The 26,356-nt window shown below is 35.7% G+C and carries 25 protein-coding genes; 9 read left to right on the forward strand and 16 right to left on the reverse strand.

Annotated features, from left to right (window positions below):
* Positions 1-42: 42 nt before the first annotated feature.
* Both NSQ77_RS20970 and NSQ77_RS20975 read right to left on the reverse strand, forming a co-directional pair.
* Positions 43-894, reverse strand: coding sequence for a polysaccharide deacetylase (locus tag NSQ77_RS20970; RefSeq protein WP_339228039.1), 852 nt, complete (start codon positions 892-894; stop codon positions 43-45).
* A 166-nt stretch (positions 895-1,060) separates the two neighbouring features.
* On the reverse strand, positions 1,061-2,212 hold the full coding sequence (locus tag NSQ77_RS20975; RefSeq protein ID WP_339228040.1) for a M20/M25/M40 family metallo-hydrolase: 1,152 nt from the start codon (positions 2,210-2,212) through the stop codon (positions 1,061-1,063).
* A 437-nt stretch (positions 2,213-2,649) separates the two neighbouring features.
* Here NSQ77_RS20975 and NSQ77_RS20980 point away from each other — a divergent pair, with 437 nt between their 5' ends.
* The 3 genes from NSQ77_RS20980 to NSQ77_RS20990 all read left to right on the forward strand — a co-directional run bounded on the left by NSQ77_RS20980 (position 2,650) and on the right by NSQ77_RS20990 (position 6,041).
* Entirely contained in the window at positions 2,650-3,387 is a 738-nt protein-coding gene (locus NSQ77_RS20980) for an FCD domain-containing protein (protein ID WP_339228041.1), read from the forward strand.
* Between the two features lie 1,008 nt (positions 3,388-4,395).
* A complete protein-coding gene (locus NSQ77_RS20985; RefSeq protein ID WP_339228042.1) occupies positions 4,396-5,169 on the forward strand; it encodes a hypothetical protein in 774 nt (257 codons plus the stop codon).
* Positions 5,169-6,041, forward strand: coding sequence for a DUF3307 domain-containing protein (locus NSQ77_RS20990; protein ID WP_339228043.1), 873 nt, complete (start codon positions 5,169-5,171; stop codon positions 6,039-6,041). The genes NSQ77_RS20985 and NSQ77_RS20990 overlap by 1 nt, the downstream gene beginning before the upstream one ends.
* Positions 6,042-6,114: 73 nt before the next feature.
* On the opposite strand, the gene NSQ77_RS20995 is transcribed toward NSQ77_RS20990, so the two are convergent.
* From NSQ77_RS20995 to bla, 3 genes are all read right to left on the reverse strand, one after another.
* The gene (locus NSQ77_RS20995; RefSeq protein ID WP_339228044.1) at positions 6,115-6,963 is read right to left on the reverse strand and encodes a penicillin-binding transpeptidase domain-containing protein; all 849 of its coding nucleotides are present in this window, start codon (positions 6,961-6,963) and stop codon (positions 6,115-6,117) included.
* Between the two features lie 482 nt (positions 6,964-7,445).
* Positions 7,446-9,467 carry a penicillin-binding transpeptidase domain-containing protein gene (locus tag NSQ77_RS21000; RefSeq protein WP_339228045.1) on the reverse strand — a complete coding sequence of 674 codons (2,022 nt, stop codon included), beginning with the start codon at positions 9,465-9,467 and terminating at the stop codon, positions 7,446-7,448.
* 37 nt (positions 9,468-9,504) lie between these two features.
* A complete protein-coding gene (gene bla, locus NSQ77_RS21005) occupies positions 9,505-10,440 on the reverse strand; it encodes a class A beta-lactamase (RefSeq protein ID WP_339228046.1) in 936 nt (311 codons plus the stop codon).
* Between the two features lie 295 nt (positions 10,441-10,735).
* Here bla and NSQ77_RS21010 point away from each other — a divergent pair, with 295 nt between their 5' ends.
* Positions 10,736-12,505, forward strand: coding sequence for a BlaR1 family beta-lactam sensor/signal transducer (locus NSQ77_RS21010; RefSeq protein ID WP_339228047.1), 1,770 nt, complete (start codon positions 10,736-10,738; stop codon positions 12,503-12,505).
* A 65-nt stretch (positions 12,506-12,570) separates the two neighbouring features.
* Entirely contained in the window at positions 12,571-12,951 is a 381-nt protein-coding gene (blaI, locus tag NSQ77_RS21015; protein WP_339228048.1) for a penicillinase repressor BlaI, read from the forward strand.
* A 58-nt stretch (positions 12,952-13,009) separates the two neighbouring features.
* Here the strand turns inward: blaI and NSQ77_RS21020 are convergent, their stop codons facing one another.
* Positions 13,010-13,804: an HAD-IIB family hydrolase gene (locus NSQ77_RS21020; RefSeq protein WP_339228049.1), complete on the reverse strand. Its 795-nt coding sequence runs from the start codon at positions 13,802-13,804 to the stop codon at positions 13,010-13,012.
* A gap of 87 nt (positions 13,805-13,891) precedes the next feature.
* Here NSQ77_RS21020 and NSQ77_RS21025 point away from each other — a divergent pair, with 87 nt between their 5' ends.
* A complete protein-coding gene (locus NSQ77_RS21025; RefSeq protein ID WP_339228051.1) occupies positions 13,892-14,590 on the forward strand; it encodes a Crp/Fnr family transcriptional regulator in 699 nt (232 codons plus the stop codon).
* A gap of 443 nt (positions 14,591-15,033) precedes the next feature.
* Here NSQ77_RS21025 and NSQ77_RS21030 read toward each other — a convergent pair whose 3' ends face one another.
* The 3 genes from NSQ77_RS21030 to NSQ77_RS21040 all read right to left on the reverse strand — a co-directional run bounded on the left by NSQ77_RS21030 (position 15,034) and on the right by NSQ77_RS21040 (position 17,786).
* Positions 15,034-15,951 carry an AEC family transporter gene (locus NSQ77_RS21030; RefSeq protein WP_339228052.1) on the reverse strand — a complete coding sequence of 306 codons (918 nt, stop codon included), beginning with the start codon at positions 15,949-15,951 and terminating at the stop codon, positions 15,034-15,036.
* A gap of 195 nt (positions 15,952-16,146) precedes the next feature.
* Positions 16,147-16,713, reverse strand: coding sequence for an NADPH-dependent FMN reductase (locus tag NSQ77_RS21035; protein WP_339228053.1), 567 nt, complete (start codon positions 16,711-16,713; stop codon positions 16,147-16,149).
* Positions 16,714-16,727: 14 nt separating this feature from the next.
* Positions 16,728-17,786 (reverse strand): LLM class flavin-dependent oxidoreductase, encoded by a 1,059-nt coding sequence (locus tag NSQ77_RS21040; protein WP_339228054.1) that lies wholly within the window; start codon positions 17,784-17,786, stop codon positions 16,728-16,730.
* A 158-nt stretch (positions 17,787-17,944) separates the two neighbouring features.
* On the opposite strand from NSQ77_RS21040, the gene NSQ77_RS21045 reads away from it, so the two are divergent.
* Positions 17,945-18,295, forward strand: coding sequence for a helix-turn-helix domain-containing protein (locus tag NSQ77_RS21045; protein WP_339228055.1), 351 nt, complete (start codon positions 17,945-17,947; stop codon positions 18,293-18,295).
* Between the two features lie 37 nt (positions 18,296-18,332).
* Here the strand turns inward: NSQ77_RS21045 and NSQ77_RS21050 are convergent, their stop codons facing one another.
* The gene (locus NSQ77_RS21050) at positions 18,333-19,169 is read right to left on the reverse strand and encodes a Ku protein (RefSeq protein ID WP_339228056.1); all 837 of its coding nucleotides are present in this window, start codon (positions 19,167-19,169) and stop codon (positions 18,333-18,335) included.
* Positions 19,170-19,272: 103 nt separating this feature from the next.
* Here NSQ77_RS21050 and NSQ77_RS21055 point away from each other — a divergent pair, with 103 nt between their 5' ends.
* Together NSQ77_RS21055 and NSQ77_RS21060 are read left to right on the forward strand one after the other, a co-directional pair.
* On the forward strand, positions 19,273-21,072 hold the full coding sequence (locus NSQ77_RS21055) for a DNA ligase D (protein WP_339228057.1): 1,800 nt from the start codon (positions 19,273-19,275) through the stop codon (positions 21,070-21,072).
* 62 nt (positions 21,073-21,134) lie between these two features.
* Positions 21,135-21,566 (forward strand): DUF2383 domain-containing protein, encoded by a 432-nt coding sequence (locus tag NSQ77_RS21060; protein WP_339228059.1) that lies wholly within the window; start codon positions 21,135-21,137, stop codon positions 21,564-21,566.
* Positions 21,567-21,612: 46 nt separating this feature from the next.
* Here NSQ77_RS21060 and NSQ77_RS21065 read toward each other — a convergent pair whose 3' ends face one another.
* The 6 genes from NSQ77_RS21065 to NSQ77_RS21090 form a co-directional block, all read right to left on the reverse strand.
* Positions 21,613-22,038, reverse strand: a complete 426-nt coding sequence (locus tag NSQ77_RS21065; protein ID WP_339228060.1) for a YugN family protein — start codon at positions 22,036-22,038, stop codon at positions 21,613-21,615.
* A gap of 119 nt (positions 22,039-22,157) precedes the next feature.
* Complete coding sequence (locus tag NSQ77_RS21070) at positions 22,158-22,313, reverse strand: DUF1540 domain-containing protein (protein WP_095306931.1); 156 nt, start codon at positions 22,311-22,313, stop codon at positions 22,158-22,160.
* A 104-nt stretch (positions 22,314-22,417) separates the two neighbouring features.
* Entirely contained in the window at positions 22,418-23,170 is a 753-nt protein-coding gene (locus tag NSQ77_RS21075; protein WP_339228061.1) for a methyltransferase domain-containing protein, read from the reverse strand.
* Between the two features lie 263 nt (positions 23,171-23,433).
* Positions 23,434-24,426: an aromatic acid exporter family protein gene (locus NSQ77_RS21080; RefSeq protein WP_339228062.1), complete on the reverse strand. Its 993-nt coding sequence runs from the start codon at positions 24,424-24,426 to the stop codon at positions 23,434-23,436.
* 101 nt (positions 24,427-24,527) lie between these two features.
* Positions 24,528-24,959 carry a BrxA/BrxB family bacilliredoxin gene (locus NSQ77_RS21085; protein WP_339228063.1) on the reverse strand — a complete coding sequence of 144 codons (432 nt, stop codon included), beginning with the start codon at positions 24,957-24,959 and terminating at the stop codon, positions 24,528-24,530.
* A gap of 125 nt (positions 24,960-25,084) precedes the next feature.
* A complete protein-coding gene (locus tag NSQ77_RS21090; protein ID WP_339228064.1) occupies positions 25,085-26,341 on the reverse strand; it encodes a dihydrolipoamide acetyltransferase family protein in 1,257 nt (418 codons plus the stop codon).
* Positions 26,342-26,356 lie beyond the last annotated feature (15 nt).

Genomic DNA, 26,356 nt, shown 5'->3' on the forward strand with positions numbered 1-26,356 from the left:
CTAATAACTTTAAATGAACATACTAACTAAATATAAATTGATCTAATCTGCAATAAAATTCGCACCTATTTCTGCAGCAGTTGCAAACCATGCACCATTCGCTTCCATATGCTGAATTAATTTTTCTAACATTTGAATCATATGAGGCCGACCAATTGTTTGTGGATGCGTTGTCAACATATAACAAGCTCCATCCTCTTCTGTGGATGCATAATCAAAAATAGAAATCCAACGATCAAGGATATCAGCGGTCGGACGCATTCCTTCCTGACCACCCGTAATATATTCAACTTGCGGGAAATCATCCAAATACCATGTAACTGGAAGCTCCAGAATGTTCGATGCTGGGCCAAATTCGTTAGCACGATCAGAATGCGGTGTAACAGGTCTCGGATAATATGGATGGAAGTCATTTCCCATCAAACTACTATCATATAGAAATCCATTTTCCTCGAGAATTGTAAGGGTATTCGGACTGAAATCCCAATATGGCGAGCGATAAGAAACAGGCTTTTGGGCTCCGACCCTATTTAGGGCTTCGAGCGACATCTTCATTACCCTTGTCTCCTCCTCGTAAGTAGCATTCGTTGGATTTTCGTGGACATACCCATGACAACCTACTTCGTGACCAGCAGCGATAACCTCTTTACAAATATCCGGAAATGTATCCGCAGTATGCCCAGGAATAAACCACGTTGTTTTTATATTATATTTTTCGAATAGTTTAAGTAACCTGGGAGCTCCTACCTCTGCACCAAACTCACCTCTAGCCATATAAGCTGGAGATGTTAGATTAAATGAACCATCCCAAATCGACTGAGCATCGAAATCACAACCTATATTTACTGCCACCTTTTTTCCTTCTGGTAACTGAATTTTCCCTCTTCTCTGCATAAATGTAACCTCCTATTTAATATAGCTGTTTCTTTTACTTACAGCTGGTTTATCTATTTTAATCCCAATAACAAAGATAGAAACAAAATCATCAAAAATGTTTCCTTTTAAATCATAATTTCAATGCTTATCTATAAAGCAATCAGTTGAAACCTCCCATACTATCCTATAATTGTGCGAGTATTAGCGAAACAAGCTTTGTTCTTTCACGCAAAGACGAAACGAGTATATGTTCATTAACCGTGTGAATGTTATACATATAAGGACCGAGTCCATCAACTGTCGGTACCTCAAGTGCCGAATAAAAATTACAATCAGCCGGTGATTTCGACATTTCTTCCGGTAAATCCATTCCAATAAGGGAAGCAGCCTTACAAATCTTATGATAAAGTTCTACATTAGACTCGCTTCTTTCCATAGGAGGAAACTTAAGGTCAATAGCTGTTGAGATTTCACATCCATTAACAATCCCCTCACCTGATAGATTTTCCATATCTTTCTTGACCTGTTCATATGCTTCTTCGGATGCTACTGTAACCCAAAAATTTGCTTCTGCATAATCAGCAACAACACTTGGTCCCACTCCTCCACTGATAGGAGCGACGTTGTAATGAATACCTAGATTTTCATTTTCCTTTTGATCCAATTTCAGAATAAGATTAGCCAATTCTAAAACTGCGTTTGCTCCTGGCTCGCCGTCCATACAAGCATGGGCGCTTTCTCCATTTATTTTGATTGTTCCCTCAACAACACCATATCGATTGGTTAATATACCATTTTTCTTGCGTCCAGGTTCAAAGGAGAGTACTGCTTCCGCATCCATCGCCTCAGATTTAAATAGTTCTTGACTGGTAGGTGATCCAATTTCTTCATCACAATTAAGAATGATCACCAACTCTTTATTAGGAAGAAGGTTTGCTTCCTTTAAAATCCTAATTGCATAAAGAATCGTAACCACCCCTCCTTTGCAATCAGCCGCTCCGAGTCCATATGCATACTCATTCTCTATACGGAAAGGATGAGCAAAGGCATCTCCTTCTTTGAAAACGGTATCAAGATGAGCTGCAAGTATAACTTTTCCTTCTATATGTTCAGGTTTAATCCGTGCTATGATATGTATTCCATATCCTGGTGATTCTACTTGTGTAACCTCTGCGCCCATTTCACTTAAAGCGTTTTCAATAATCTTGACAACCTTTTTGTTCCCTTTAATATTTTTACTTCCACTGTCAATATTACATAGTTCTTCTAACATTGATAACTGAGATTCTTGATATCGATCCGCTCCATTCTTTGCAATATCAATAATTTTATCCATATTCCTCATCCCTTACATTTATTATTCACTCTTTTACTAATTCACCTGTTCACTAGGTGAATAATATCATTGAAAAATAATAACTGTCAATAGTAAAGATAGTAAAGATAGTAAAGATAGTAAAATATCTGAATTATTGTAATCGGCATTCTTATAAGTTATTTGCTTAATTCAGCTTGACAATTATTTCTGTCCCTTTAATATATATGGTAGTTGTGTTATAGCATTATAGAGATAGCGGTAATTGCATTCAGTTTTGAAACAATATTTTTTCGTGCCTGAGAGATGCTATTTACCCTTCTAGTTATACTGACTTATAAAATTTTATATCTATTAAACTGCTGAATTCTGTAGTTTTTATTACAAAGGTCAATGTATCAACATATGCTATCAAAACTATTATGCCGCTCTTGGCGGTAGCAGAATGGATGTTTATTATGAAAAATACTTCTTCAAAAATTAAAAAGGTTTCTACTGTTGACTTAGTATGTGAGGAAATGAAAAAATTCATCTTGGACAGCACTTGGACACTAAACGAGAAAATACCTTCTGAAAGTGAGCTAGCTGATTATTTCGGTGTAAATCGTTTTACCGTTCGCATGGCTCTTCAAAAGCTTAATATGATTGGAATTTTGGAAACTAAGGTAGGAGACGGATCTTATGTGCGCTCATTTGATTTTGATAAGCATATGAGGGAAATTTCAGAGTTCTATATGACTCCAAAGTTGTTAGATGATATTACAGAATTTCGAACGGTAGTAGAAGTAGAGTGTGCACGACTAGCTATTCAACGTGCTACACCCGAAGAAATTGAAATACTTGGCGAATATTGTGGGCAATTTGAGAAGCACATCGTCAATTATATCAATTCACCTGCAGGATCTGCTGAAGCTGTTACCCATTTAGATAAGTTAACTGATTGTGACCTGGATCTTCATAGTCATATATGCAGTATGTCTCATAATGATTTACTTATATATGCATTCTCAACAGCTAAAGAGGCTATACGTGAATTTATGCTGACTGTTGGGCGTAAAAGAATTGAGAATCTTATTTTTCGCGAAAGCAAAACTAGCATTATACAGCATTGGGGTATTTACAATGCGATTAAGGACGGGGACTTTGAGTCCTGTCGAAAAATATTAGTAAATATGATTGATTATCATAAATACTAATATTTTGTGGGTGTATAGGCCAGCTCCAATAAGTCGGTCGAGTTTTTATATAGATACCTGATATATCGGATTTACTGAAAAGCAAATAATACCATTCACCCTTCTTCCGTTTATTGTAATTTAAAACAAAAAGTGACTTTTCTTATTCAACCACTTCAGAATATAGTTAACGTCGTAATCTCTTCCAAATTAATACATAGCCAGGTTTAAAGTATGCTGCCCTAAAATTTTTCGAATTAATAGCTAACGCCGTGGATAACAATAAATAGATCTCTCTACACAATTAAAGAAGGGATCTATTTATTTATATATTCAATATCCGAATAGCTCTTCATTTCGTTTTTATAATTGTATCAGTATTTCTTTTGGGAGTGGCTGATGGTCATATTTTTTACTCCACTAATTTGGCAATTAGGAGTTCTAAAATTGCATAGCTTTTCCGGCCAAATTGATACCTACTTTTGTAATTAATGATACTCTGCCTGGTGAAGTGAGCTTCTTGACGCGGAAGAACTCCGTTTTAACGCCTCTTTATTTAAAATAACTATTAATAACATAGGATATAAACCCGAAGATTTTTTCACTAAACTAGTTTAATTGATAATTTTATCATATAATTGATAATCGTTTGATCTACTAAACTCAATGTTTCGAAAGAATTCCAATATTTCTTTGGAGTTCAAATTCTTTATCTTTAAAAAAGGGCACATATTATATTAAACTCAATTACCCAACTATGGAAAATTTAAAAATGGTTAACTACTAACTTGATTATTGACTCCTTAAAGTGACTTGATTTTGGATAAAGATTTCTCTTTGAAAATCATATAGATTTATCATCCTGTTAAACGAGTGCTTGTACAACTAAAAGGAAGCGAATATTTTCTCTTTGTATCAGTATAAAACATCTAACTTCTATAAAGTTTGACTATTTCATCTAACATTTGTTATATTCGATTATATAATCGAACTTCCTAGTACTTTGGATGAGAAAGGAGCTGTTTATATATGTCAAATGAAGTCTCTATTTTTATTATGGACGTAAGTAATTCGTCTAAAGAGAATATTGGGAATGAATTAAGTAATTATTTAAAGCAATTAAAAAATAGCATTGCTGAGTGGACACAAAATGTTGGTATGACAAAGGTTAGTCACCGTGCTGGTGATGAATTGGTGGTTGTAAGTCGTGGCTATGCAACGGCATATACACTTGCTTTCTATATAAGCCGTATATGGAAGTTTACCGATCATAAGCCTTATTTCGGTTTATCTTTTGGTAAAATTCAAGAGAATTTAAGCACAATAAACATAGAAACATGGATTCATCCATTAATGAAACAAGCGAGAAATGCCAATGATTATTTGAAAAAGCAAGAGAACAGATTGTTATTTCGCTTTGCATTACCTCGTCTATCAGATAAACAAGACTTCACCGTTTTTAGCAAACAGTTTGAAACGTTAATAAATACGAGTTTAACCCTTAAGCAAGTGCAATTGAACGAGCAAACAGATATACAATCTCATGTATGTTCTTTATATTTAATACTTGGTCAACAAAATAAAGTAAGCAAATATCTTGAAAGAACAACCGCTACTATCTCCCATCATATGAAACAGGGTAAAACAAAAGTCATTTTGCATACTTTTTATGACTTAGTTCAGGTGCTGAATTCATTAAGTACGCGGGATGAGCATCGATTAACGGATAAACTGCAAACCTCCATACAAAACAATGTAATAAACCATTTAAACGATTACTTTCCAAAAGAAAGGAGTTTATAATGACTGTACTATTGCTGCTTCTCTCACATTTGATTGCTGACTTTTGGCTGCAATCGGATCAAATGGCGAAAAATAAAATAAACCATTTAAAAAAACATATACTTCACCATATATTGACTACCGGAATCGTACTTGTCATTATATGGGGTTATCACTATACGTTTCAACATATGTTCAACTATTTTATTCTGCCTTTCTTATTTATTATTATCACGCATCTTTTGATTGATTTATTAAAAATAAGATTAATAGACTCCATGCAAAAAAGTGTAACAGATAATATGAAAAAACTAGGATACTTTCTTTTAGATCAAGCGTTGCATGTCATAATGATAATCATAGCCTGTATTCTTTTCTTTCATATGAAGACTACAGAAATGACGGTGAGTCTTTTAGACTTGAATGGGAAAGATAGTTTAAGCCTGATCAACACAGCATTATTTATTATCATCATTTATATTTTGGCAACAAGTGTTTGTGGCCATATCGTCAAATATATCATCGGTTCATTACCATCAGAACTTGCAAACTTTGAAGGTGAACTGACATTGAAAAATCAAATGAATGCTGTAAAAGAAAATAATCGACCTATGACAGAAAATAGCTTTACAGAGGAATATCATTACTTTACATACTCCTCCCCACTTCGGTCGCGTGGAAGACTCATCGGCTACATAGAAAGATTGCTTGTTATTACATTAACAGTTATCGGTGCATATCCGTCTATTGCTTTTATTATCGCTGCCAAGTCGATTGCACGATTCAAACAATTAGACGATCGAAACTGGGCAGAATATTTCTTATTAGGTACACTATCTTCTATCTTTCTAGGATTAGTGCTCGGTCTTGTTGTACAGGGAATTATTATGTAAATGACCAGGATCAGACTCAAAGGGCTATCATAAATTTAATGTTTATGATAGCCCTTTGTTTAATATTTTCAGTTCAATCGTTTACCTTATTGCTCTGCTCTATCTCAAAATACGCATCCATTATCCGCTCACCAATTTTAATGTTTACATGTTCCCCTTTCCCTGTATGTGGTACGACGATTGCAAATGCGATTTCTGGATTGTCAAATGGTGCATAACCAACAAACGTTAGATTTTCTGTGTAATCACCATCAACTGAATTTTCAGCTGTTCCTGTTTTTCCAGCCGGATTATATTTCTTTCCTCCAAATTCACTGTATGCTGTGCCTCCATGCTCTTGATATACTTGTCGAAAGCCCTCTTGAACACGTGCAATATAATCATCATTCATTTCAACGCGATTGATTACCTCTGTAGTTGTAGTTTCAAAGACTGGGCCAAGTCTTTCTTCAAAAGCTAATGGATTATGGATTTCTTTTAGAAAATGTGGCTTTACTCGATAGCCATCATTTGCAATTGCAGAAACATATTGTGCTAATTGCATCGTTGTATAGGTATCATATTGACCAATTGTAAAATCCAATAAGTTTCCTGCTACTGGATCTGTTCCTTTATATCCTGTACCTTCATATGGAAACTCAATTCCTGTTGACACTCCTAGACCAAATTGATTAAAATAATTCCGCATTTCCTGAAATGCTTCTCTATTAAATGAAACAGAGTGATTGTATTTATAGTTATATTCGCCGCCCATCCGCAATGCAATATAGAACATATACACATTGGATGACCTTTTTAAAGCGTCCAAATCATTTAGCCAGCCCATGCTGCTATTTGTATGCGAGCTTTTTTCTGGCGTTCCTTTTATTTTCATCGGGGTATCGTATAGCGCTTCTCCTGGTTCAATAACACCAGCGTGCAAACCTGCTAGAACTGTGGCCCCCTTAATAGCTGACCCAGGTATATGCTGGTCATAGATTGCATGATGTGGTACATTAAGAAATACACTTTTTTTCGATTATAATGCTGACCTGATACAGCCAGTAATTCCCCAGTTTTAGGGTTTATAACTACAGCTAATGCATCTTGAAGATGACGATTTTCATAAGGATACTTTTTTATAATTTCTCCAACTCACCTCTTATAATTTCATCAACTTTTTCTTGCAGGCTTACATCAATAGTCAGTACTAAATCTTTCCCCCGTTGTCCTTCTACCACACTATCTGTATCGATTATATCGCCACTTTTATTTATCGTATATTCGATTTGTTCCTTTCTTCCTTAAATAAAATAAATATAACCAGAAAAATAAGATTTGCTCGAATAGAAAGCATAGCTCTCTTCTTTTTTTCATATTCGTCCCCTATCTTTCAAAACAACTCCGTTCATTTGTTATTCATTTCTAATCGTTTTGTACCGTTTCAAAGATATGTTTTACTTTCGGAATCACATAACCGCTGCCACCCCGTCCTTTAACATCCTCAATCATCATTGTCAGCAATAACGGAGATTCCTCTGTTGTAAAACCGACGAACCATCCATTCTCTGACCCGCTATCATCGTTTTTGCTTGCTTTAATTTCTGCTGTACCAGATTTACCACCAATCGTCATACCAGGAATACTTGCGCGATGTCCTGTTCCATTTGGATCTTCTACTACTTGAATTAGACTTTTCTTAATAAATTCAGCTATATCGGCATCAATCAGACTCTTCTTCCAAACAGTGCGTTCTTCACTCTCCAACAGGTGTGGATATAATAAGTCACCTTGGTTTAAATAAGGTGTATAGGTTAAAGCAAGATGAAGAGGGCTTATCATGATTTCCCCTTGGCCATATGCAGAATCTGCAAGCTGCACTTCACGATCAATTCCATTATTGGAAAGGATTGACGGCGTAATTGGAAATGGAATTGGCAGCTTTTCATCAAAGCCAAATTTATACACTTCATTTGAAAATGTATCTACTCCCATCTCAAGTGCTTCTTGAGCAAAGTAAATATTGTCGGAATAAACAAATGCATCACGTAAATTTACTAACTTTTTATCGTGTACACGAGTAACATAATAGTCACCCCATGAATCATCCTTCTTCCACTGTTTTCCTTCAATTTTTCGAACTTCTTCCTGATTTGTAACCCCAGTTTTTAACCCAACTGCTGCTGTAGTCGTCTTAAAGACAGATCCAGGAGAATATCGATTCGTAAAACGATTCAGAAATGGCTTGTTGGGATCCTCGCTCCATTGCTTCCATTGTTCATCTGATAATCCTCTAACAAAAGCGTTCGGATCAAATGAAGGGGTGCTGACTAAGGATAGTATTGCCCCTGTTTGAGGATCCAGTCCTACAGCGGCGCCTGCGTCTTCCTTCAACTGTTCAAAAATTTCAAACTGAAGGGCTGCATCAATTGTTAATTCAATATTTTCCCCAGGAATTGGCTCTGCTTTCGCAAGTTTTTCTTTAAAACTTCCATCCGAACGCTTGATATAGATATGTCCTCCATCTTGTCCTCTCAATCTATCTTCAAAATCTTTTTCCAATCCAGTATTCCCAACAACGTCCCCTGAAGCATATCCTTCTTGTTTTAATTCACTAAGTTGATCTCCGGTAATTTCTCGAACATATCCTGTTACGTGGGCTGCTGATGCTCCAAAAGGATACGTGCGAACTGTTTTTTCTTGTGTTTTTACTCCAGGAATTTCTAAAAATGCATCCAGATTTGTTTCTCCCATCGGCAGCGTAGCTAGTGGCACAAATATATCAGGATCAACCCATTTTGCCTCTAGTTTGTGCTCAATCTCATCAATCGACATCCCTAGCAGCTCTGCTATTTTGGTCTTGGATGTTTTAGGTTCATCACCAAGTTTACTAGGGACAATACCGATCACATCAGCATGGTCATTGATAGCCAGGCCGCTGCCATTACGATCGCGAATTTCCCCTCTAGCAGCTTTCAACGTTTGAACTCCCACTTTATCGCCGTCTTCAAGTGAAGGAAAAATAAGAGATGGATTCCAATCAACAAACCATTCTTGATTGGAGTCCCCTTTTTCTTTAGTTAAAGTCGCTTGATGTGTAAATTCAATAGGGCCAACGAATGTTTCCATTTTCACCTTATATTCATAGCTAACAAAGCCTTTGTCTTGTTGCTTTTTTTTGCTGTTTGAATCGATTTTTGCATCAACTTGCAACTTTTTCGTTTCCATTCCTTCATAAATATTTTCATACCTTTTCACAAACTCCTTCTGGCTGATTTCTGCTTTTGCTTCCTTAGAAAGACTTTGATACATTGCTTCAAAATTCATTTCCTGCCAGTTAGCAAGATAGGCATTAAAAATATCTTCCGATGTATCCTCATTGGAACAGCCTGTCATAAAGACGATGATTGCAAAAATCATCGTCAATCCCTTCCATAAACGTTTCAACCCTTTCAACTCCTTCCATAACTCTTTGTTAAAAAGGTTATTTAAGTGCATTTATTGTAATTTCAGTTGCTTGCTTAATCAAATCATCATTATATTCTGCGTCTTCTGTGTCACGGTTTGAAAGAATTGCAATAACAATGGGTTCTCGATCAGGAGGCCATACAATCCCAATATCATTTCGAGTTCCATATCCTCCTGCGCCGCTTTTATCACCAACTGTCCAATCTTCAGGAACCCCAGCACGGATTAAAGTATCACCCGTAGTATTCGTTTTGAGCCATTCCAGTAGCATATCTTGCTTAGACTCAGATAGTAACTGATCATCAAGTGCGAAAGCTTGCAGGCTAGTAGCAAGTGCCTTAGGAGTACTTGTATCATGAACATCTCCTGGTTTTGCTTCGTTTAAATCTGTCTCTGTCCGATCCGAATTTATGACGTTATCCCCTATTTCCCTCATTGCTTTCTCAAGACCATCAGGACCACCTAATTCATTAAATAATAAATTACCAGCAGTATTATCGCTGTAACGAATAGCCGCTTCACTTATTTCCAATAAGTTCATACCAGTATCAACATGTTTCTCTGTGATTGGTGAATATGTTACCAAGTCATCTTCCGTATAAGTAACCGTTTCGTTTAATTCCTCCAAGGAGTTCTGCTTTAGCACCGCTCCAGCAGCTAATGGTTTAAATGTAGATGTATAGGCAAACCGTTCATTGGCTTGATAATCAATAATTTTTTCTGAACCAGTGTCAAGCGCGTAAACACCGAGCTTCGCATCAAACTCCTTTTCTAATTGGGCGAAATCATTGTCTGTTGTCTGATTGGTTTCTTCGTTATTGGATTGAGACATTGACTCGCTTGAATCCGTTTCTTTTGCACATCCAATCAGTGCAACCATTGCCATTAAACAAGTTGCTAGCATGAATTTGCTCTTCCCCATGCTGAAAACCATACTGAATCTCTTCTTCAAAATAAACCCTCCTAAAAATTCAACCTGTAGACTACAAGTGTAATACAATACTACATTTGTAGTCTACCTGTTGTCAATTAATTTTTTAATCCATTTTTTTACATTGATAAAGCAAATTTGAAATGTTAGAATCATAATATTACATTTGTAATATTAACTTGGAGGGAGTGCGCTGAATCGTTGATAAAGTCATTCTGGGGAATCTCCTTCTTAGCTGAGTGTTAAACTACCTTATATGTTTAGTCCCTAATGCTTGATAACTTACTGGCATACGCCAGAATTGAGGTCAAAAGCTATGTTTTATACTAATTTAGTAATAAGTTTTATCCTATCTACCTTTACAATTTCAGTAATTATGCTGATTAAAAAGGTTTTCCAAAAACAGTTATCAGCAAAATGGCATTATAATCTATGGTTTTTGTTATTATTCGCGTTAGCTATTCCATTTTTACCGCAAAATCTCATTACTTTTGATAGTCATTTTATTTCGCTGGATTCCATTCAAGGTAATGCTACTAATCACGGTACTGATCTTGGAGAAGCGGAAATTCAAAGTGGAAACTGGATGAAGGATTTTTCTGTATCCGTCAATCGCTCAAGCCCTGATTTCTTGAACGTAATCTTCACTTGTTTATGGATTGCAGGAATACTATTCATGGGCATCTTAACCATAAAATCCTGGTATAAGCTAAAGACTATTAAAAACACAACACAGTCGATTAAAAATAAAGAACTTCTAACGCTATTTGAACAATGTAAGCAGCATTTAAATATATCTAAGCCTTTTTCTCTCAGAGAATCTTCATTAATCAAATCTCCGATGGCTTTTGGTTTGTTTAAGTCCTATATTGTATTACCAGCCGATTTAGATAAATGGCTCTCTACGGAAGATATAAAATACATTTTGCTGCACGAATTAAATCATTTTAAAAACAAAGATGTCTTGACCAATTATTTCGTTATATTTTTCCAAATCTTATATTGGTACCATCCACTAGTATGGTTTGCTTTTAAAGAAATGAGATTGGATCGCGAGATTGCATGTGATATTGCTGTGTTAAATTCAATGGGTGAAGACTATTCCGTAAATTACGGAAATACAATTTTAAATTTTGCCGAGAAAACTTCACACTTAAAAAATCTAGCTTTGGCAAATAATTTGAATGGATCAAAGAAGCAAATTAAAAAGCGTATCATCAAAATTGCTGCATTTACGAAAGAGTCTAAACTGCTGAAACTAAAAAGTGTACTCATTTTTCTAATGGTTGGAATAATCTTGTCTTGTCAGCTGCCATTTGTTTCCGCTATGACAAGCAGCGATGATCAATATCAATTTAATCATGAGCATGTAACTTACGAGGATCTTAGTGCGTATTTTGCGGATTATGAAGGAAGTTTTGTATTATATGATGCACAGGCTGATAAATACAGTATTTATAATGAAAAGCAAAGTACATTAAGATTTCCTCCAAATTCCACTTACAAAATTTATAGTGCACTGTTTGGTTTGGAGACAAATGCCATAACAACTGAAAATTCTACCATCAAATGGGATGGCGAGGATTACCCTTTTGATTCTTGGAATAAGGATCAAAATTTATCTACAGCCATGTCAAACTCAGTAAATTGGTATTTTAATGAATTAGATAAAACAATGTTACTTGATGAAATCCAAGAAAATTTAAAAGAAATCCATTATGGTAATAACGATGTTTCTGGTGGTAAAGAGCAGTTTTGGATTGAGTCTTCCTTAAAAATATCTCCAGTTGAACAGGTACAATTATTAAAAGCATTTTACTTCAATGAATTTGGTTTTAAGGAGAAGAATGTGCAAGCTGTAAAAGATGCGCTGCGAATAGAGGAATTAGACAATTTCTATTTATCCGGGAAAACCGGTACCGGTACGGTGAATAACAAAAATATTAACGGCTGGTTTATTGGTTATGTAGAAAATGAAGAAAATATCTACTTCTTTGCTACGAATATACAAAATGATACGGATGCGTCTGGAAGTAAAGCTGCAGACATTACATCATCTATTTTAAACGATAAAGGAATCTATTAAGTACCAAATAAAAATGCCTTCAGGCGAAATACTTTCAATGAATATAATCGGGAGGTCAGTAGACAGTGTCTAAACATATACCAAATATCTCAGAAGCGGAATGGGAAGTCATGAACGTTCTTTGGGAAAGAGCTCCGCAAACAGCTAATGAAGTGATATCCTCTTTGCAGGAAAAAACGGACTGGAAGCCGAAAACTGTACGCACGCTTCTCGACCGTCTTGCTCAAAAAGAAGTGGTAGGTATTAATAAAAATCAAAAGAGCTATACTTTTTATCCTTTATACTCTCAGGAAGAATGCCAGCGTGCTGAGGCACAATCCTTTATTAAGCGGATTTATGGAGGAACGGTTAAATCAATGCTCGTACAGTTTATGGAAGAAGATTCTTTGTCTGAAGAGGACATTAAAGAATTACGTACGATTCTAAATAAAAACCAGAAAAAATAATGTTGAAAAACTTCATTCTGTGATGACTTCCCTTCGCAGAATGAAGTCACTAAAAAACTTACTTGATTTCTTGTAAAGTCCGCAAGTCATATAATGTATCAAGGCTGCCTAACTCATTCAATTTATTCACGAGAGTAGTTTCAATATTTTCATTTAAAAGTAATTGTTCTGTCGCAAATGGTTTAAGTTGCGTATTTTCGCCTATCATGATGGAATAATTGGCATGCTGGAACATCGTAATATCGTTTGCATCATTGCCAAATGCAATATACTCACCCTTTTTTATCCCTAGCTTTTGTAACCCGCTCCATTTATCTACCCCTTGTGGGCTGATATCTAAAATTCCCTCTTCACCATGCGTATGAATTACTATATCCATCTTATTTAATCGCTGTAATACTTCGTCCATATTACTGGATGTAAGTATCAGAATCTTAATAACGGTTGTTAACTTATGCAGTTCGATATTGTCGGCTAGCTTAAGTGGATCGAGATTATTTAATATAGGATGATCGGCTGGTCCTGTATAAGCATAATCCCATTCACTATCGATTAAATAAGAAATATGAAACATTTCTAATAACGGAACAATTTCCGCTAATGTTTCTTTACGAAAACTCATGGTTGAAATGATTTTCCCATTTACCGCAATTATCGATCCATTCCCACCAATCATTGTATATGGATGTAAACGTTCATGTAAGACAGGCAATAAATCCCGTATTGGCCTGGCAGAAGCAAAAATGACTTCGTGTTCTCTTGCTGTTAAATTCTCTAATGACCTGAGTAATTTCTGGGATACTGGCTGTCCTTTAAAGCAAATTGTCCCGTCTAAATCAAATACAAATTTCATTCTGCACCGCTCCTCCCTTCCTATATTGTCCATACTACCATTTTCCTTTATAATGAAAAGGACATATGTCCTAAAGGGAGTTTTTTTATGAAATATATTCAAGATGAAACGTTATTGAAAAAATATTTATCGGAATATTATATAGGAGAAATGTTTCAGCAAAATAAAGATGTCCCATTTACATTACAGCAATTTGCATCGAAAGAGATCATTCTTTTAGAAGGTGCCGAAATGCAATCATTGCTGTTTTTAGTACACGGTAAAGCGAGAATAACATCCAGTATTGCAACTGGAAAATCATTATTGTTACGTTTTGTTCACCCGCTTTCAATTATTGGTGATATTGAATTAATCCGAGTTGAACCTGTTCAATCACAGGTCCAAGCAGTAACTGAGTGTCTATTGATCGGAATTCCATTTACATACATTAAACGATATGAAATGGAGAATCCAAAACTTTTACATACACTTTTAGAACATGTTAGTTTCAAACTTCAAACATGCACAACAGCTTCTCGTGTAAATTTATTAGCATCTGTAGAAAATAAATTTGCGAGTTATCTTCTGTCCACCCTGTCTCCTGATAAGGATAACCAATTCGGAATCGAGTTACAGACTTCAAACATTAAAGAAATCGCAAATTTGCTAGGGACAACCTATCGTCATCTCAACCGGATAATTCTTTCTTTAACGCAACAGGGTATTATTGAAAAAAACAATAATTCGATACGCATTTTAAATTGGGAAAGATTAGAAAAAGCATCGAATGGAATTCGGTATAAATAGACAACGAGAGTATCCATTTTTATTAAACTTCGTGTCTCTATTTTATTCTATTTTTCAGCTATACTATTTATACGTTTATAAGGTTTAATCTCCCGGGTCTCATATGGTACATAATAAATAGCTTGCATAGCATCAGTGGCTTGAAACTTCATCTAAGTCTTGTTATATATATTCATATATAACATACGGTGTTAACTCGATAATCTTCGCTTCTGTTATTTATTCAGGCTGTATTATTATGCAGCCATTCATAGTTAGCCTTGAAGACTATGCGCAATATATGATTTGTTGAATTGTAATACTCACCAGTAATTCCAGTTGCAGAACATTAGGATAAAACTTTAAATAAGATTTATTTGATCTCTTAGTTCCCTTCAAAGTATTTGTAAACAGTAATAAACCCCCTCTAAACTATATCTAAAGGGGGACTAAATACAAATAGTTTAAAACAAAATGGATGAAAAATATATAACGACAGTTACTGTAATAATGCTAAAAAGTGTCGAAAATAAAACGATTTGTGCATGTAGTTCAGGCTCTATTTGATACTCCATAGCAATAGTTGATGTATTTCTTGAAGTAGGAAAAGAACTTGCAATAAATAATGATTGTGCAACAATTCCATCAATGTTTAATAGGTATATCATGATTAATGCTAATAATGGACCCATTAGTAACCTTCCAAGTAAAGACCATGTTATGACTCGATGGAAAAAACGAAGCTTAATGCTGGAAAGTTGTGCTCCTAGTAATAGGAGTGCTATTGCAACAAAACCATTCGCAAGCTGATTAAGAGGTATCAAAATAGGGTTAGGTATTTGAATTGTAAAAGATTGAAATAGAACCCCTAATAGGAGCGCATGGAATACAGGCAGCCTTAGAAATGATTGAATAATACCTCTGATTGTTTTTGTTGCGGATAGTAAGTTATAAATTCCATAGGAATAAGTTAATAGATTCTGGAAAATTAGAATGAAAATCTGAATGGAAACCCCCACGGGATTGTGACTGAAAATTAATTGGCTTACTGGTAATCCATAATTACCGGAATTCATTAACGAAATACTATTTTTTAGAGCTGCACTTTCTCCCTTTTCTAACTTTAATATTTTTGAAATGAAATGACTCACTATCATCAGACTAAAACTATAGAGCATTAAGTAGTATATTATCTGGAGCACTAAATCTATTTCTATACTAATATTATGTATGTTCACAAATACAGCCGCTGGCATAAAGCAAAAAGTAAGAAGTGTTGATAGCTGCTTTAGGTTAAATTGAAACTTTCTTTGTATGAATGCGCCTACTATCATCAATATCAATATTGGCAATATCACATCTAATATAATAAAAATTAACATTTACAACCTCATTCTAAATTTATCATAGTCGGAATGGATACTTTACTAAATAGGACCACATTCAAATTTAGTTTTATCTTATCAAAGATAGGATAATAAGAAAAATACAAAAAAGTTATATTTTTCAATAAGAAAAACTTATACAAAAAGGAAGTCGCCTGTTTAGACGACTTTTAATCAATAAAACATTTTCAATTAAAATCCATAAGCTGCTTCTTTCACTTCACGAATTTTTCGATATGTTTCTGCTAATAACATCGTATCTTCAACTAATCGATCAATTCGAAATAACACATCATCACTCGTTATTTCATTACGGTAAAAATCCTTCTCTTCCATAAATACGTACTTTTGGACAATTTGAGCTTGCATATATGCGAGTATCGGTTTTAATTGCTGTTCTGCAATTAGATAGTGTTTGGATGAACCAGCCGTAACGACTATACTTACAACTTTATCTTGAAATGCGTTTATTGGAAGTAAGTCAAAAATATTTTTTAATGGACCTGGAATAGAAGCTTGGAAGATTGGAGTTCCAATCATGATAATATCGGCTTCCATAATTGTTTGTGCTACAAACTTTGTGTCCCCTTCATATTCTAAAAAATTGCGTCCATCACTGAACTGCATATCATAATCAGCTAAATCAATAAGTGTTACATCCGCCTCTGGATGTGTTTCGTTTAACGACTTTACAGTGTAATTCATCGCCGTTTTGGTTTTTGAACCAACTTTTGAGCCGGATAATACAACAATCTTCACTTAATCTCCCCCCTTTATTTCTTTGCTGTATGCTTTTTAATTGCAGGCAAAATTTCTGTGCCAATTAGTTCGATGTTTTTCTTTAATTTATCAAAAGGCACGCCACCGAAATCCATTTGTCCGATATAACGCTGGTGGCCAAACACTTCATGCTGGTATAAAATTTTTTCTATGATTTGCTGTGGACTTCCAATATTCATAACATCTCTAGGATCTGCACCTTGAGCAAAATGCTGCTTCGGATAGCCTCGCCCATTCGTTAGCTTCATTCCTTCATTTATATAAGGATAATATTCTTTCTGTGCCTGCTGCGTTGTTTCGCCAGCATAGAAAAATCCTGCTGTTGATATCGGAAGCTCTGCTGGATCATACCCGCTTTGACTCGCTGCTTCACGAAATGCATCAATCGATCGTTTGAAGCTTGTCGCTGGTCCACCCAGCATGGCAAGAAACATTGGGACCCCAGCATAGCCTGCTTTAATGGCACTGGCAGGCGCACCGCCTACTGCACGCCAAATTGGCAGGGAGCCTTCTTTCGGACGTGGAATTACTTTTGCATTATTCAGGGGAGCACGGAATTGTCCGCTCCAATTAACAGACTCTTTTTTATTGATTTCAAGCAACAATTCAAACTTTTCTTCATACAATTCCTCATAATCACGAAGGTTGTAGCCTAATAAATCAAAGAGTCCTACTCTTGAAGCTCGCCCTGCTATAATTTCTGCTCTGCCTTTTGAAATTAAATCAATTGTAGCAAAGTCTTCATAAACACGGACTGGATCCAACGTGCTAATTATTGTAGAGGAACTAGCAATTTTAATCTTACTCGTTGCTTGGGCAATGGCAGCTAATACAACAGAATGTGCCTGTGTTGTAAAATACTCCTGGTGGCTTTCACCTACACTAAAAAAATCAATACCTGCCTGCTCTGCAAGTCTTGCTAATTCAATAATTTCATGAATTCGCTGTTCAGCTGTAATTCGCTTTCCTGTATGTGGGTCTGAAATATGATCGCCTAACGTGTATAGTCCAAATTCTAATCCTTTGCTTGGATCAATGCGGTAATTTTCCATAAATATTTCAACCTTTCAATTCTTATGCTTTCTAGATGCAGTTAATATTCCTCTTTCATCACTTTCTTTATAATGTTATTATGTCTTATATAACAATAATTTGTAAGTACGCACTTTAAATATACATAGTATATAAAAAGATACTTAGGAGGATCTGCATGGAAAAGAAACCAGAACTTTGTCAGGTTGAAGATGCTTTGGGCATATTAGTCGGCAAATGGAAACCGATTATTTTGTTAAATCTTTTGCAGGAAGGAACGAAACGGTTTAGTGAACTAAAACGAAGTATGCCGGGGATTACGCAGAAAATGTTAACCAATCAGCTGCGGGAATTAGAGGCAGAGGACATTGTGATGCGTAAAGTATATCCGCAAGTACCCCCAAAAGTAGAGTATTCCATTACAGAATATGGAAAAAGCTTAGAGCCGATTTTAGAAGCCATGCATGAATGGGGAGTAAAGCACACTTTGCATAAACAGGAAAAGGTCAATCAAGAGAATATCCAGTAAGATTTCACATAAGATACCTCCAGCAAGTGGAGATATCTTATGTGGCAATCTTTTTCTTCGTTGTTGTTTTTCGTTTTGCTTGTTTTGGCTTTGGTTTGTCTTTTTTGGCGCGGTCCAATGATGCTTGAAGTGCATCCATTAAGTTCGTAACATTATCAGGTGCAGCTTTCTCCTTACCTGTTGCAGTCTGTTCATTGTTTTTCTTCTCTTCAATTAATTCCATTAGTGCTGTTCGATAATCATCGGTATATTTCTCTGGTTCAAAGTCGTTCGTTAACTGTTCAATCAACATTTTAGCAGTATCTAACTCTTTTTTTACAATTTCAACTTCTTCTGGGATGTTTGGGACATCCTGTATACTTCTTACCTCATCCGGATAATGAATGGTCTCGACTACAAGCACGTTTTCATAAACCCGTATAACCGCAAGCTGTTCCTTTGCTCGAATAATTATTTTGGCAATCCCGATTTTTCCGGTATCGCTTAATGCACTGCGCAACAGCCCATAAGCCTTACCCCCTCCATCATTGGGAGATAAATAATAGCTCTTCTCAAAATAAATTGGATCAATATCTTCTAATTGAACAAAATCAAGGATTTCAACAGCTTTATCCTCTTGTTCTTTCCTTAAGGATTCTAATTCTTCCTCATCTAAAATAACAAATTTATTTTTTGCATATTCATAGGCTTTGACAATATCTTCATTTTTAACTTCTTTTTCACAAACAGGACAAACCTTTTCATATTTTACCGGGGATTTGCATTCCTTATGCAGCTGTCTTAATTTAATATCCTTGTTTTCAGTAGCTGCATGCATTTTCACCGGAATATTGACTAAACCAAAGCTAATGGTTCCCTTCCACATTGTATGCATTAGCTCAACCTCCTTTCCCTTTAGTTTGCTGTTACTTTTAAATTCTATTCAATGGATTAAATTCCGTAAATTATGCCACTTTATGAATATGGAGGTGCTTCCAATGGATATTATGAAGCCCAGAATATCTTCTGAAATTCCACTCGGTGATGATTGGATCTATGAGGTTAAATATGATGGATTCAGATGTGTGCTTACGTGGGATACAGATGGCACAATTAAATTACTAAGTAAAAATAATACAGATTTAACAATAAACTTTCCTGAAATTACGTCGTATTGCCTGGAAGCTTATCCACTGGTTAAATCTTCTTTGCCTTTAACATTAGATGGCGAACTTGTCATTGCGAATACTGATCACCAATCCAATTTTTCTCTGCTCCAAAAAAGAGGCAGATTAAAGAATCAAGAATCAATCCAAGAAGCTGCAAGTGTTCGACCAGCTACATTAATCCTATTTGATTTGTTAGTTTTAAAAGGAAAATCCTATAAATCCCAAAAACTTTACGTTAGAAAAAAAGCGCTTGAAGCTCTGTTTCATAAACTTCATGGAGAACGCATTTGGCTGATAGAGTCATTTCGCAGTGACGATATCATTAATAAAATTGTTTTTGAGCAAAAGGCTGAAGGGATGGTCGCGAAACGACGAACGAGTACGTACCAAACTGGAAAGCAGCATCATGATTGGTACAAAATTAAAAATTGGCGAGTAATCCATGGATTCCTCATAGCCTATGATACGGGAAATGACTATTTTGATATTGGTATTTTCCATCAAAATCAAATTTATGTGATTGGTAAATGCAAACACGGACTAGATAAAGATTCGTTTCAAACAGTAAAACAATTATTTATGATAAATGGAAAGAAACAAGGAAAACGCCATCTTTTGCCGCCAGCATTATGTGCTTCTATCCACACCCTTGATTTATACAAACAAGAATTGCGGGAACCTGAATTTGCTGGCCTCTTGCCGCATGGTAAACCAGAAGAATGCACGTTTGAACGTTTACAGCTGGATTTGGCAATGCTCCCTAAAACAATTGATTTAACGAATACAGAAAAATTGCTATGGCCAGATGTTTATATTTCAAAAGGAGAACTTCTTTCATATATGCGAGAAATTTCTCCCTATATGCTCCCTTTTCTGCAGAAACGGGAACTAACCATTATTCGGTGTCCAGATGGTATTAATAAGGAGCATTTTTTTCAGAAACATTTACCGGACTATGCTCCTGATTTCATTACTTCTATACCTTCAGGCGAGGGACGAACATTTGTTTGCGATCGTCTGGATACATTGATTTGGTTTGCAAATCATGGTGCTGTGGAGTACCACATCCCATTTCAGCATGCCAGAAGCACTGTACCATCAGAAATCGCTTTTGATCTTGATCCACCTGACAGGGAGCATTTTCATCTGGCTATTCGTGCAGCACAGCTTATAAAATCTTTACTTGATGATCTTAACTTGATCTCATTTGTTAAAACATCAGGAAATAAGGGTTTACAGATTTATATTCCATTGCGACCAGGCAGCATGACATACGAAGAAACTGCGACCTTTACGAAAGCAATCGCCGTAACAATTGAAAATACGTATCCAGAATATTTTACAACGGAGCGGATGAAGAAAAAAAGAAATGGGCGATTGTACATTGATTATGTTCAGCATGGTAAGGATAAAACATTAATAGCTCCTTACTCTCCACGTATGACAAAAGAAGGAACCGTGGCAACTCCTCTATTTTGGAAGGAAGTTAATGAGAATCTGCATCCTACCCATTTTACAATTCAAAATGTGATAGAGCGGGTCAAAAATAACGGTTGTCCATTCAGGAATTACTTTGATACGGCAACAACACAGTCTCTGAATAAAGTCTTACCGCTCGTAAGAGAATAACACGCCTTTTGAACAAAATTGACCACATATTGTAGTAACACTAAAGGAGAGAATTAATCAAAATGAATGAAAAAGATATCGTTAAGGAATTAAATGCATATTTAAAAGGAGAATATATGGGAATTCACGCATATGAACACTATATTAAACACACAAATGACCCAAAACTGAAAAGCGAATTGCAGCGTATACAACAAGAACATAAACAACATGCTGCAAAAATTGCCGAACAAATTCAAAATTTAGGCGGTAAGGCCGCAGAGGATAATGGGATAAAGTCATCTATGCAGGAATTGATGATGAGTTTTAAAAATTACCCTGATCAAAAGACAGAGATAATTAAAGGCGTCCTTCAAGGGCAAGAAATGGGAATTCACCAGGTAGAAGAGATTATTCGTGGAGAATTGGATTCAAAAAGTCTTGATATTGTTAAACAAAATTTAGATGAAGACAGAGCCCATATAAATCAGTTAAATGATCTGTTGCAGCAATAATCCCATTAAAAATCGGCCTTCTTCAAATAGAAGCCGATTTTTTTAGTTAGGATATTTGGAAGTCGTTAATGGAACGATAAATGCGTTGAACTTGTTGCTCGCCGGCTTCCTCCCATCTGCTTTTATCTATTATATTACCGTCCTTATCAACCGGATCCTGAAACTGATTGAATCCTATTGTCGTTAATAATGAATTCTCATCCCAATCCAGACCCGTATTAACTACATGCTTGATAACATATGGTTGTCCAAATTGAATATAAGCATTAGGATGGTCTAATTCTCCTTTCAGAACATTAAATGGAATTCTGATGTAAATTGTTTCTCCTCCTTCTCGGCAAAGGACCATATCAAACTTTCCATGATCATATTCAAAATTGCTGCAGAAGGTAAATCCATTTGCTCTAATTACTTTATGTACATCACCAAAATATGCTTCCATTCCTTCAATTTGAGTTTGCAGTTTAAGCATAATTGTTCACTCCTTTGATGACTAGTATTCACTTTTATGCAATGAAGATACCTGTAACTTAAGATTTGGAGCTTCATGTATTGTTAAGTAAAGGGCAACCTAATAGTTACCCTTAATATTTAAACTTTTGGTACAAACGTTTTGCAATCTGTTTCTTCACTATTTGAAGCTTCCTTCCCTTTACGATTGACAATATAAATCGCATTTGCATGGCATCTGTTGCCAGGTCCCCAGTACGTACAACTATTTACTTCACAAAGCACATCTTTTGCCATAAGAGCCACCTCCTTATTTGTTATCATTAACAAATAAGAATGGTTTAATGCCTATTACGAAAAAAATAACGTTTCATTGCACGATAATATCGTACAATGAAACGTTATCCAGAAATAGTGCTAACTTTTTTGCTCCTTAATAAAATAAATGAGGATCTTCGCTTTTCATTTATCAGTTTTGGCATCTTCTCTAACCCTTCTGACATGGCTTGGGGCTCTATTAACCGTTCCACTACAAATCCATTGCTGATAAGTGTATTAATTAAGGTTGAAATTGTGCGGTGGTAAACAACTACCCCATCAACATACCATGTATGGTCCCGTCTTCCTTCTTCCTGGTAATTATCCAGTGCCCAATGCAGTTTTTCGCCATTTTCATTTAATACCCAGTTATTCATCTCCTTTCGAGCTGTTATAAATGGGTGCTCTGTTGAAAAAACAAATTGACCGTTTTCATTTAAAACACGATTTATTTTTTGGATTAACTTGCTGTAGTTTTCAATATAGTGAACAGCGAGCGAACTTATCACAATGTCAAATGTTTTATTTGGTAAATCCACATCTTCAATCGGCGAGCATATATATTCAATCTTCTGGTGAATATTTCGCTTTTTTGCTTCTTCAATCATATTTCTTGATATGTCGATACCTAGAACACTGGCCGCTCCGTTCTCAACACAATAGGCTGCAAAATGACCAGTTCCGCATCCAAGATCCAGTACACGTTTGTCAGTTAAATCCGGCATTAACGATTTAATCGCCGGCTGCTCAACAAAATCATTATATGTAATACCGCTATCACGCAAGGCTATGTACTTGCTGAAAAAGATTGGATTATCGTATATGTTTTGTTTCATTTAATCAACTCCGCTAATTTTTTATAATTACATACCAAGAAGCCCTTAGTCAGGACAAACGGTTATATTGAAAAACATAAATAGCCCACATAAGATGAGCAATAAGGAGTTATTCTTTCCACTATACTGAGGTTGATCTGTTGGTTCGTTTCATGCTCAGGACGTAAGACGAATCTTTCTGTCTTTTCTGTAAAACAATGTATATCAGAAAACTTTTTTCCGTACAGACTGTAAAACAGATACTCCTTTTTATTTTACAATACTTAATTTTGCTGCTTTTTTTGATTCCTTAAGCGTTTAAATATTTTTACATCACTTTCTTTATATTTCAGCTTGATGATCAGATAATTTTCAATTTCATGCAATAATTGAAACAAGTTTGATCTAGCTTCAAACGCTTCTCTAGTCTTAGGTAGTTCTTCCTCATTAATCAATAATCGCAATTCTCTTAATTGATCGAGATAAATAATTGCTGTATTTCCGGGGTGGACATTTTTGGAAAGACTTTCAAAAAAATCAGCAATTCTTTCAGCAATTGGATCTGCATCTGGTAATCTTGAAACTAGCGGAAGCATTTGCTTCAATAACTCGAACTGTCTTGTTCGCATTCGAAAATAGTCTCGGTATGGATGTTTATTGCGCAGCAAATGATTTTCTCGATCACGTTCCACAAGCATATTTGCTTCCATTAAAATATCCTCAGATTCAGCAAGTTCATTTCCTTTCCATGTTGTATGCTTATAACGAATATATTGGGAGTATTCATATAAAATAGCTGTAAAATTATCTTCCAATTTTTGTTGTTTTTCTTTTAATGGTTTATCCAGACTTGGCATATATAAATTTAACAAGAGACCGACACCAATCCCAACAATAATTAATAAAAATTGATCAAATAGAGATGTTAATGTTATGGAGGAAGCACTGTATAAATTTAATGTAACAACCGAACTCGTTGCAATACCAGGAGTTACTTTTAAGAATACAGTTGTAGGTATGAAAACAAGTAACATTATACAAAGAACAAGCGGATGATAACCAATCCATTCAAAAAATATATAAGCATATACTGTAGCAATAATGCAAGCTATAAACCTGTGCAAGGCGCTATAGAAGGATCTTTTTCTAGAGGGCTGAATACACAAGATAGTTAGAATTCCAGCTGATACAAAGTTCGTTAAGCCTAACAGCTGTGCTATCGATATTGATAAAGGCGTGCCAATAGCCGTTTTAATTGTCCGATAGCCAATTTTCATTTTTAATTCACCTCGACAAATTAATATGCCCAGCTTGATTGCCAAGCTATAAAAAAGAGACTGACGTACATGACAGTCTCTTTCCATATTATACAAACCAATTAAACTTCAGGACAATGCTCATCAAAGATTGCTTGTAACTTCGTAGTTACTTCCATAGGACTATGACCTTCAATATCATGGCGTTCAATCATTGAAACAATTTTGCCATCTTTAAGCAATGCAAATGAAGGTGATGAAGGCGGATATCCTTCAAAGTATTCTCGTGCTTTTTCAGTTGCTTCCCGGTCTTGACCAGCGAAAACCGTTACAAGTTTATCCGGTCGTTTATCAAAATGAACTGAGTGAGCTGCTGCCGGACGAGCGACCCCGCCAGCACAACCGCATGTTGAATTGACCATAACAAGCGTTGTTCCCTTTTCACTAAGTGCAGTGTCAACTTCCTCTGGAGTTTTTAGTTCTTTATATCCTGCTTCAGTTATATCTTTACGCGCAGCATCAACGACATCCTGCATGAATAAATTAAAATCCATTTCACATCTCCATCCCTTAAGGTAAATTTGTATAAGTATTCTTCATAAGCTTATCAAGTCTAAGCCTAATTTTCAATTTAAAAAACTGAAGTGATAAAAACTTTACACATGAAAAGTTTTGAGACTTAATACAAGTTAATCGTATGCTCATTCATATTTTCAAGTATTCCTTTAACTCTCGATAAAAATCTGCCGCATACGAGGCCATCTAAAATACGGTGATCTAATGATAGAGAGAGATTTACCATATCACGTGCTGCAAACATGTTATTAATAATAACGGGACGCTTCACAATTGATTCTACTTGTAAAATAGCGGCCTGTGGATGGTTAATAACTCCCATCGAGGATATTGATCCAAAAGAACCAGTATTATTAACTGTAAAGGTCCCCCCTTGCATATCTTCTGCAGTTAATTTGCCGTTTCGTGCCCTCATTGCTAGTTCATGTATATCTCGCGCAATGGCTTTAATCGTTTTTTCGTCCGCATGCTTAATAACTGGCACAAAAAGCTCGTTCTCTTTTGCAACAGCAATCGAAAGATGAATATCTTTTTTCTGAATAATTTTATCGCCTGCCCACATGCTGTTTAATGGAGGATATTCCTTCAGTGCTTGCGAGACTGCTTTCACGAAAAATGCAAAATAAGTCAATCCAAAGCCTTCATCTTTTTTGAAAGCATCTTTAACTTGATTCCGATATGTCACAAGATCAGTTACATCAACCTCAACCGTCATCCAAGCATGCGGAATCTCCTGTTTGGATTTGACCATATTTTCAGCAATCACTTTCCGGACTCCTTTAACCGGAATTTCAATATCTCCATTATGGATCTCAACTGATGTATTATTTGTTATCCCAGTGCTCTGTGCAGACGCCCGCTGAGTTGTTTCCGTTTTTTTAACTGTTGACGGAGCCTTTTGAATATCACCAGAAGCAATTATTTTTTCGATATCCTTTCTGGTAATTCTTCCGCCTCGTCCCGAACCAGTTACTTGTTCTAAATCAATATTATTGTCCTGAGCTAATCGAAGCACTGCAGGAGAATAACGCTTTTTCATCGAATCATCTGCTTTTGTTGATGGGGTTTCCTTTGATTCAGTCTGCTTAGTTTCCACAGTTTCGCCCTGCACACTCGTTTCTTTTGTATCGATATAGCAAATCAGCTCACCAACAGCAACAGTATCTCCCTCGTTTACAGTAAGCTCCTTTATTACACCTGTAAAGGAGGATGGAACCTCTGCATTTACTTTATCTGTCATTACTTCAGCGATGGGGTCATACTTATTTACTTGATCGCCGGCTTTAACGAGCCATGTACTAATTGTTCCCTCTGTTACACTTTCACCGAGCTGGGGCATTGTAATTTTTTCAGCAGTCATGTGCTTCTCCCTCCT

Origin of the sequence: Oceanobacillus sp. FSL K6-2867 (assembly GCF_037963145.1) — a bacterium.
In the GTDB taxonomy this organism is placed as follows: Bacteria; Bacillota; Bacilli; order Bacillales; family Amphibacillaceae; genus Oceanobacillus.

What these genes read in the sequence shown, in the direction of transcription:
- NSQ77_RS20970 (WP_339228039.1), bottom strand. Translation starts at nt 894, where the DNA reads ATGCAGAGAAGAGGGAAAATTCAGTTACCAGAAGGAAAAAAGGTGGCA.
- NSQ77_RS20975 (WP_339228040.1), bottom strand. Translation starts at nt 2,212, where the DNA reads ATGGATAAAATTATTGATATTGCAAAGAATGGAGCGGATCGATATCAA.
- NSQ77_RS20980 (WP_339228041.1), top strand. Translation starts at nt 2,650, where the DNA reads ATGAAAAATACTTCTTCAAAAATTAAAAAGGTTTCTACTGTTGACTTA.
- NSQ77_RS20985 (WP_339228042.1), top strand. Translation starts at nt 4,396, where the DNA reads ATGTCAAATGAAGTCTCTATTTTTATTATGGACGTAAGTAATTCGTCT.
- NSQ77_RS20990 (WP_339228043.1), top strand. Translation starts at nt 5,169, where the DNA reads ATGACTGTACTATTGCTGCTTCTCTCACATTTGATTGCTGACTTTTGG.
- NSQ77_RS21010 (WP_339228047.1), top strand. Translation starts at nt 10,736, where the DNA reads ATGTTTTATACTAATTTAGTAATAAGTTTTATCCTATCTACCTTTACA.
- NSQ77_RS21020 (WP_339228049.1), bottom strand. Translation starts at nt 13,804, where the DNA reads ATGAAATTTGTATTTGATTTAGACGGGACAATTTGCTTTAAAGGACAG.
- NSQ77_RS21025 (WP_339228051.1), top strand. Translation starts at nt 13,892, where the DNA reads ATGAAATATATTCAAGATGAAACGTTATTGAAAAAATATTTATCGGAA.
- NSQ77_RS21030 (WP_339228052.1), bottom strand. Translation starts at nt 15,951, where the DNA reads ATGTTAATTTTTATTATATTAGATGTGATATTGCCAATATTGATATTG.
- NSQ77_RS21040 (WP_339228054.1), bottom strand. Translation starts at nt 17,786, where the DNA reads ATGGAAAATTACCGCATTGATCCAAGCAAAGGATTAGAATTTGGACTA.
- NSQ77_RS21045 (WP_339228055.1), top strand. Translation starts at nt 17,945, where the DNA reads ATGGAAAAGAAACCAGAACTTTGTCAGGTTGAAGATGCTTTGGGCATA.
- NSQ77_RS21050 (WP_339228056.1), bottom strand. Translation starts at nt 19,169, where the DNA reads ATGCATACAATGTGGAAGGGAACCATTAGCTTTGGTTTAGTCAATATT.
- NSQ77_RS21055 (WP_339228057.1), top strand. Translation starts at nt 19,273, where the DNA reads ATGGATATTATGAAGCCCAGAATATCTTCTGAAATTCCACTCGGTGAT.
- NSQ77_RS21060 (WP_339228059.1), top strand. Translation starts at nt 21,135, where the DNA reads ATGAATGAAAAAGATATCGTTAAGGAATTAAATGCATATTTAAAAGGA.
- NSQ77_RS21065 (WP_339228060.1), bottom strand. Translation starts at nt 22,038, where the DNA reads ATGCTTAAACTGCAAACTCAAATTGAAGGAATGGAAGCATATTTTGGT.
- NSQ77_RS21070 (WP_095306931.1), bottom strand. Translation starts at nt 22,313, where the DNA reads ATGGCAAAAGATGTGCTTTGTGAAGTAAATAGTTGTACGTACTGGGGA.
- NSQ77_RS21075 (WP_339228061.1), bottom strand. Translation starts at nt 23,170, where the DNA reads ATGAAACAAAACATATACGATAATCCAATCTTTTTCAGCAAGTACATA.
- NSQ77_RS21080 (WP_339228062.1), bottom strand. Translation starts at nt 24,426, where the DNA reads ATGAAAATTGGCTATCGGACAATTAAAACGGCTATTGGCACGCCTTTA.
- NSQ77_RS21085 (WP_339228063.1), bottom strand. Translation starts at nt 24,959, where the DNA reads ATGGATTTTAATTTATTCATGCAGGATGTCGTTGATGCTGCGCGTAAA.
- NSQ77_RS21090 (WP_339228064.1), bottom strand. Translation starts at nt 26,341, where the DNA reads ATGACTGCTGAAAAAATTACAATGCCCCAGCTCGGTGAAAGTGTAACA.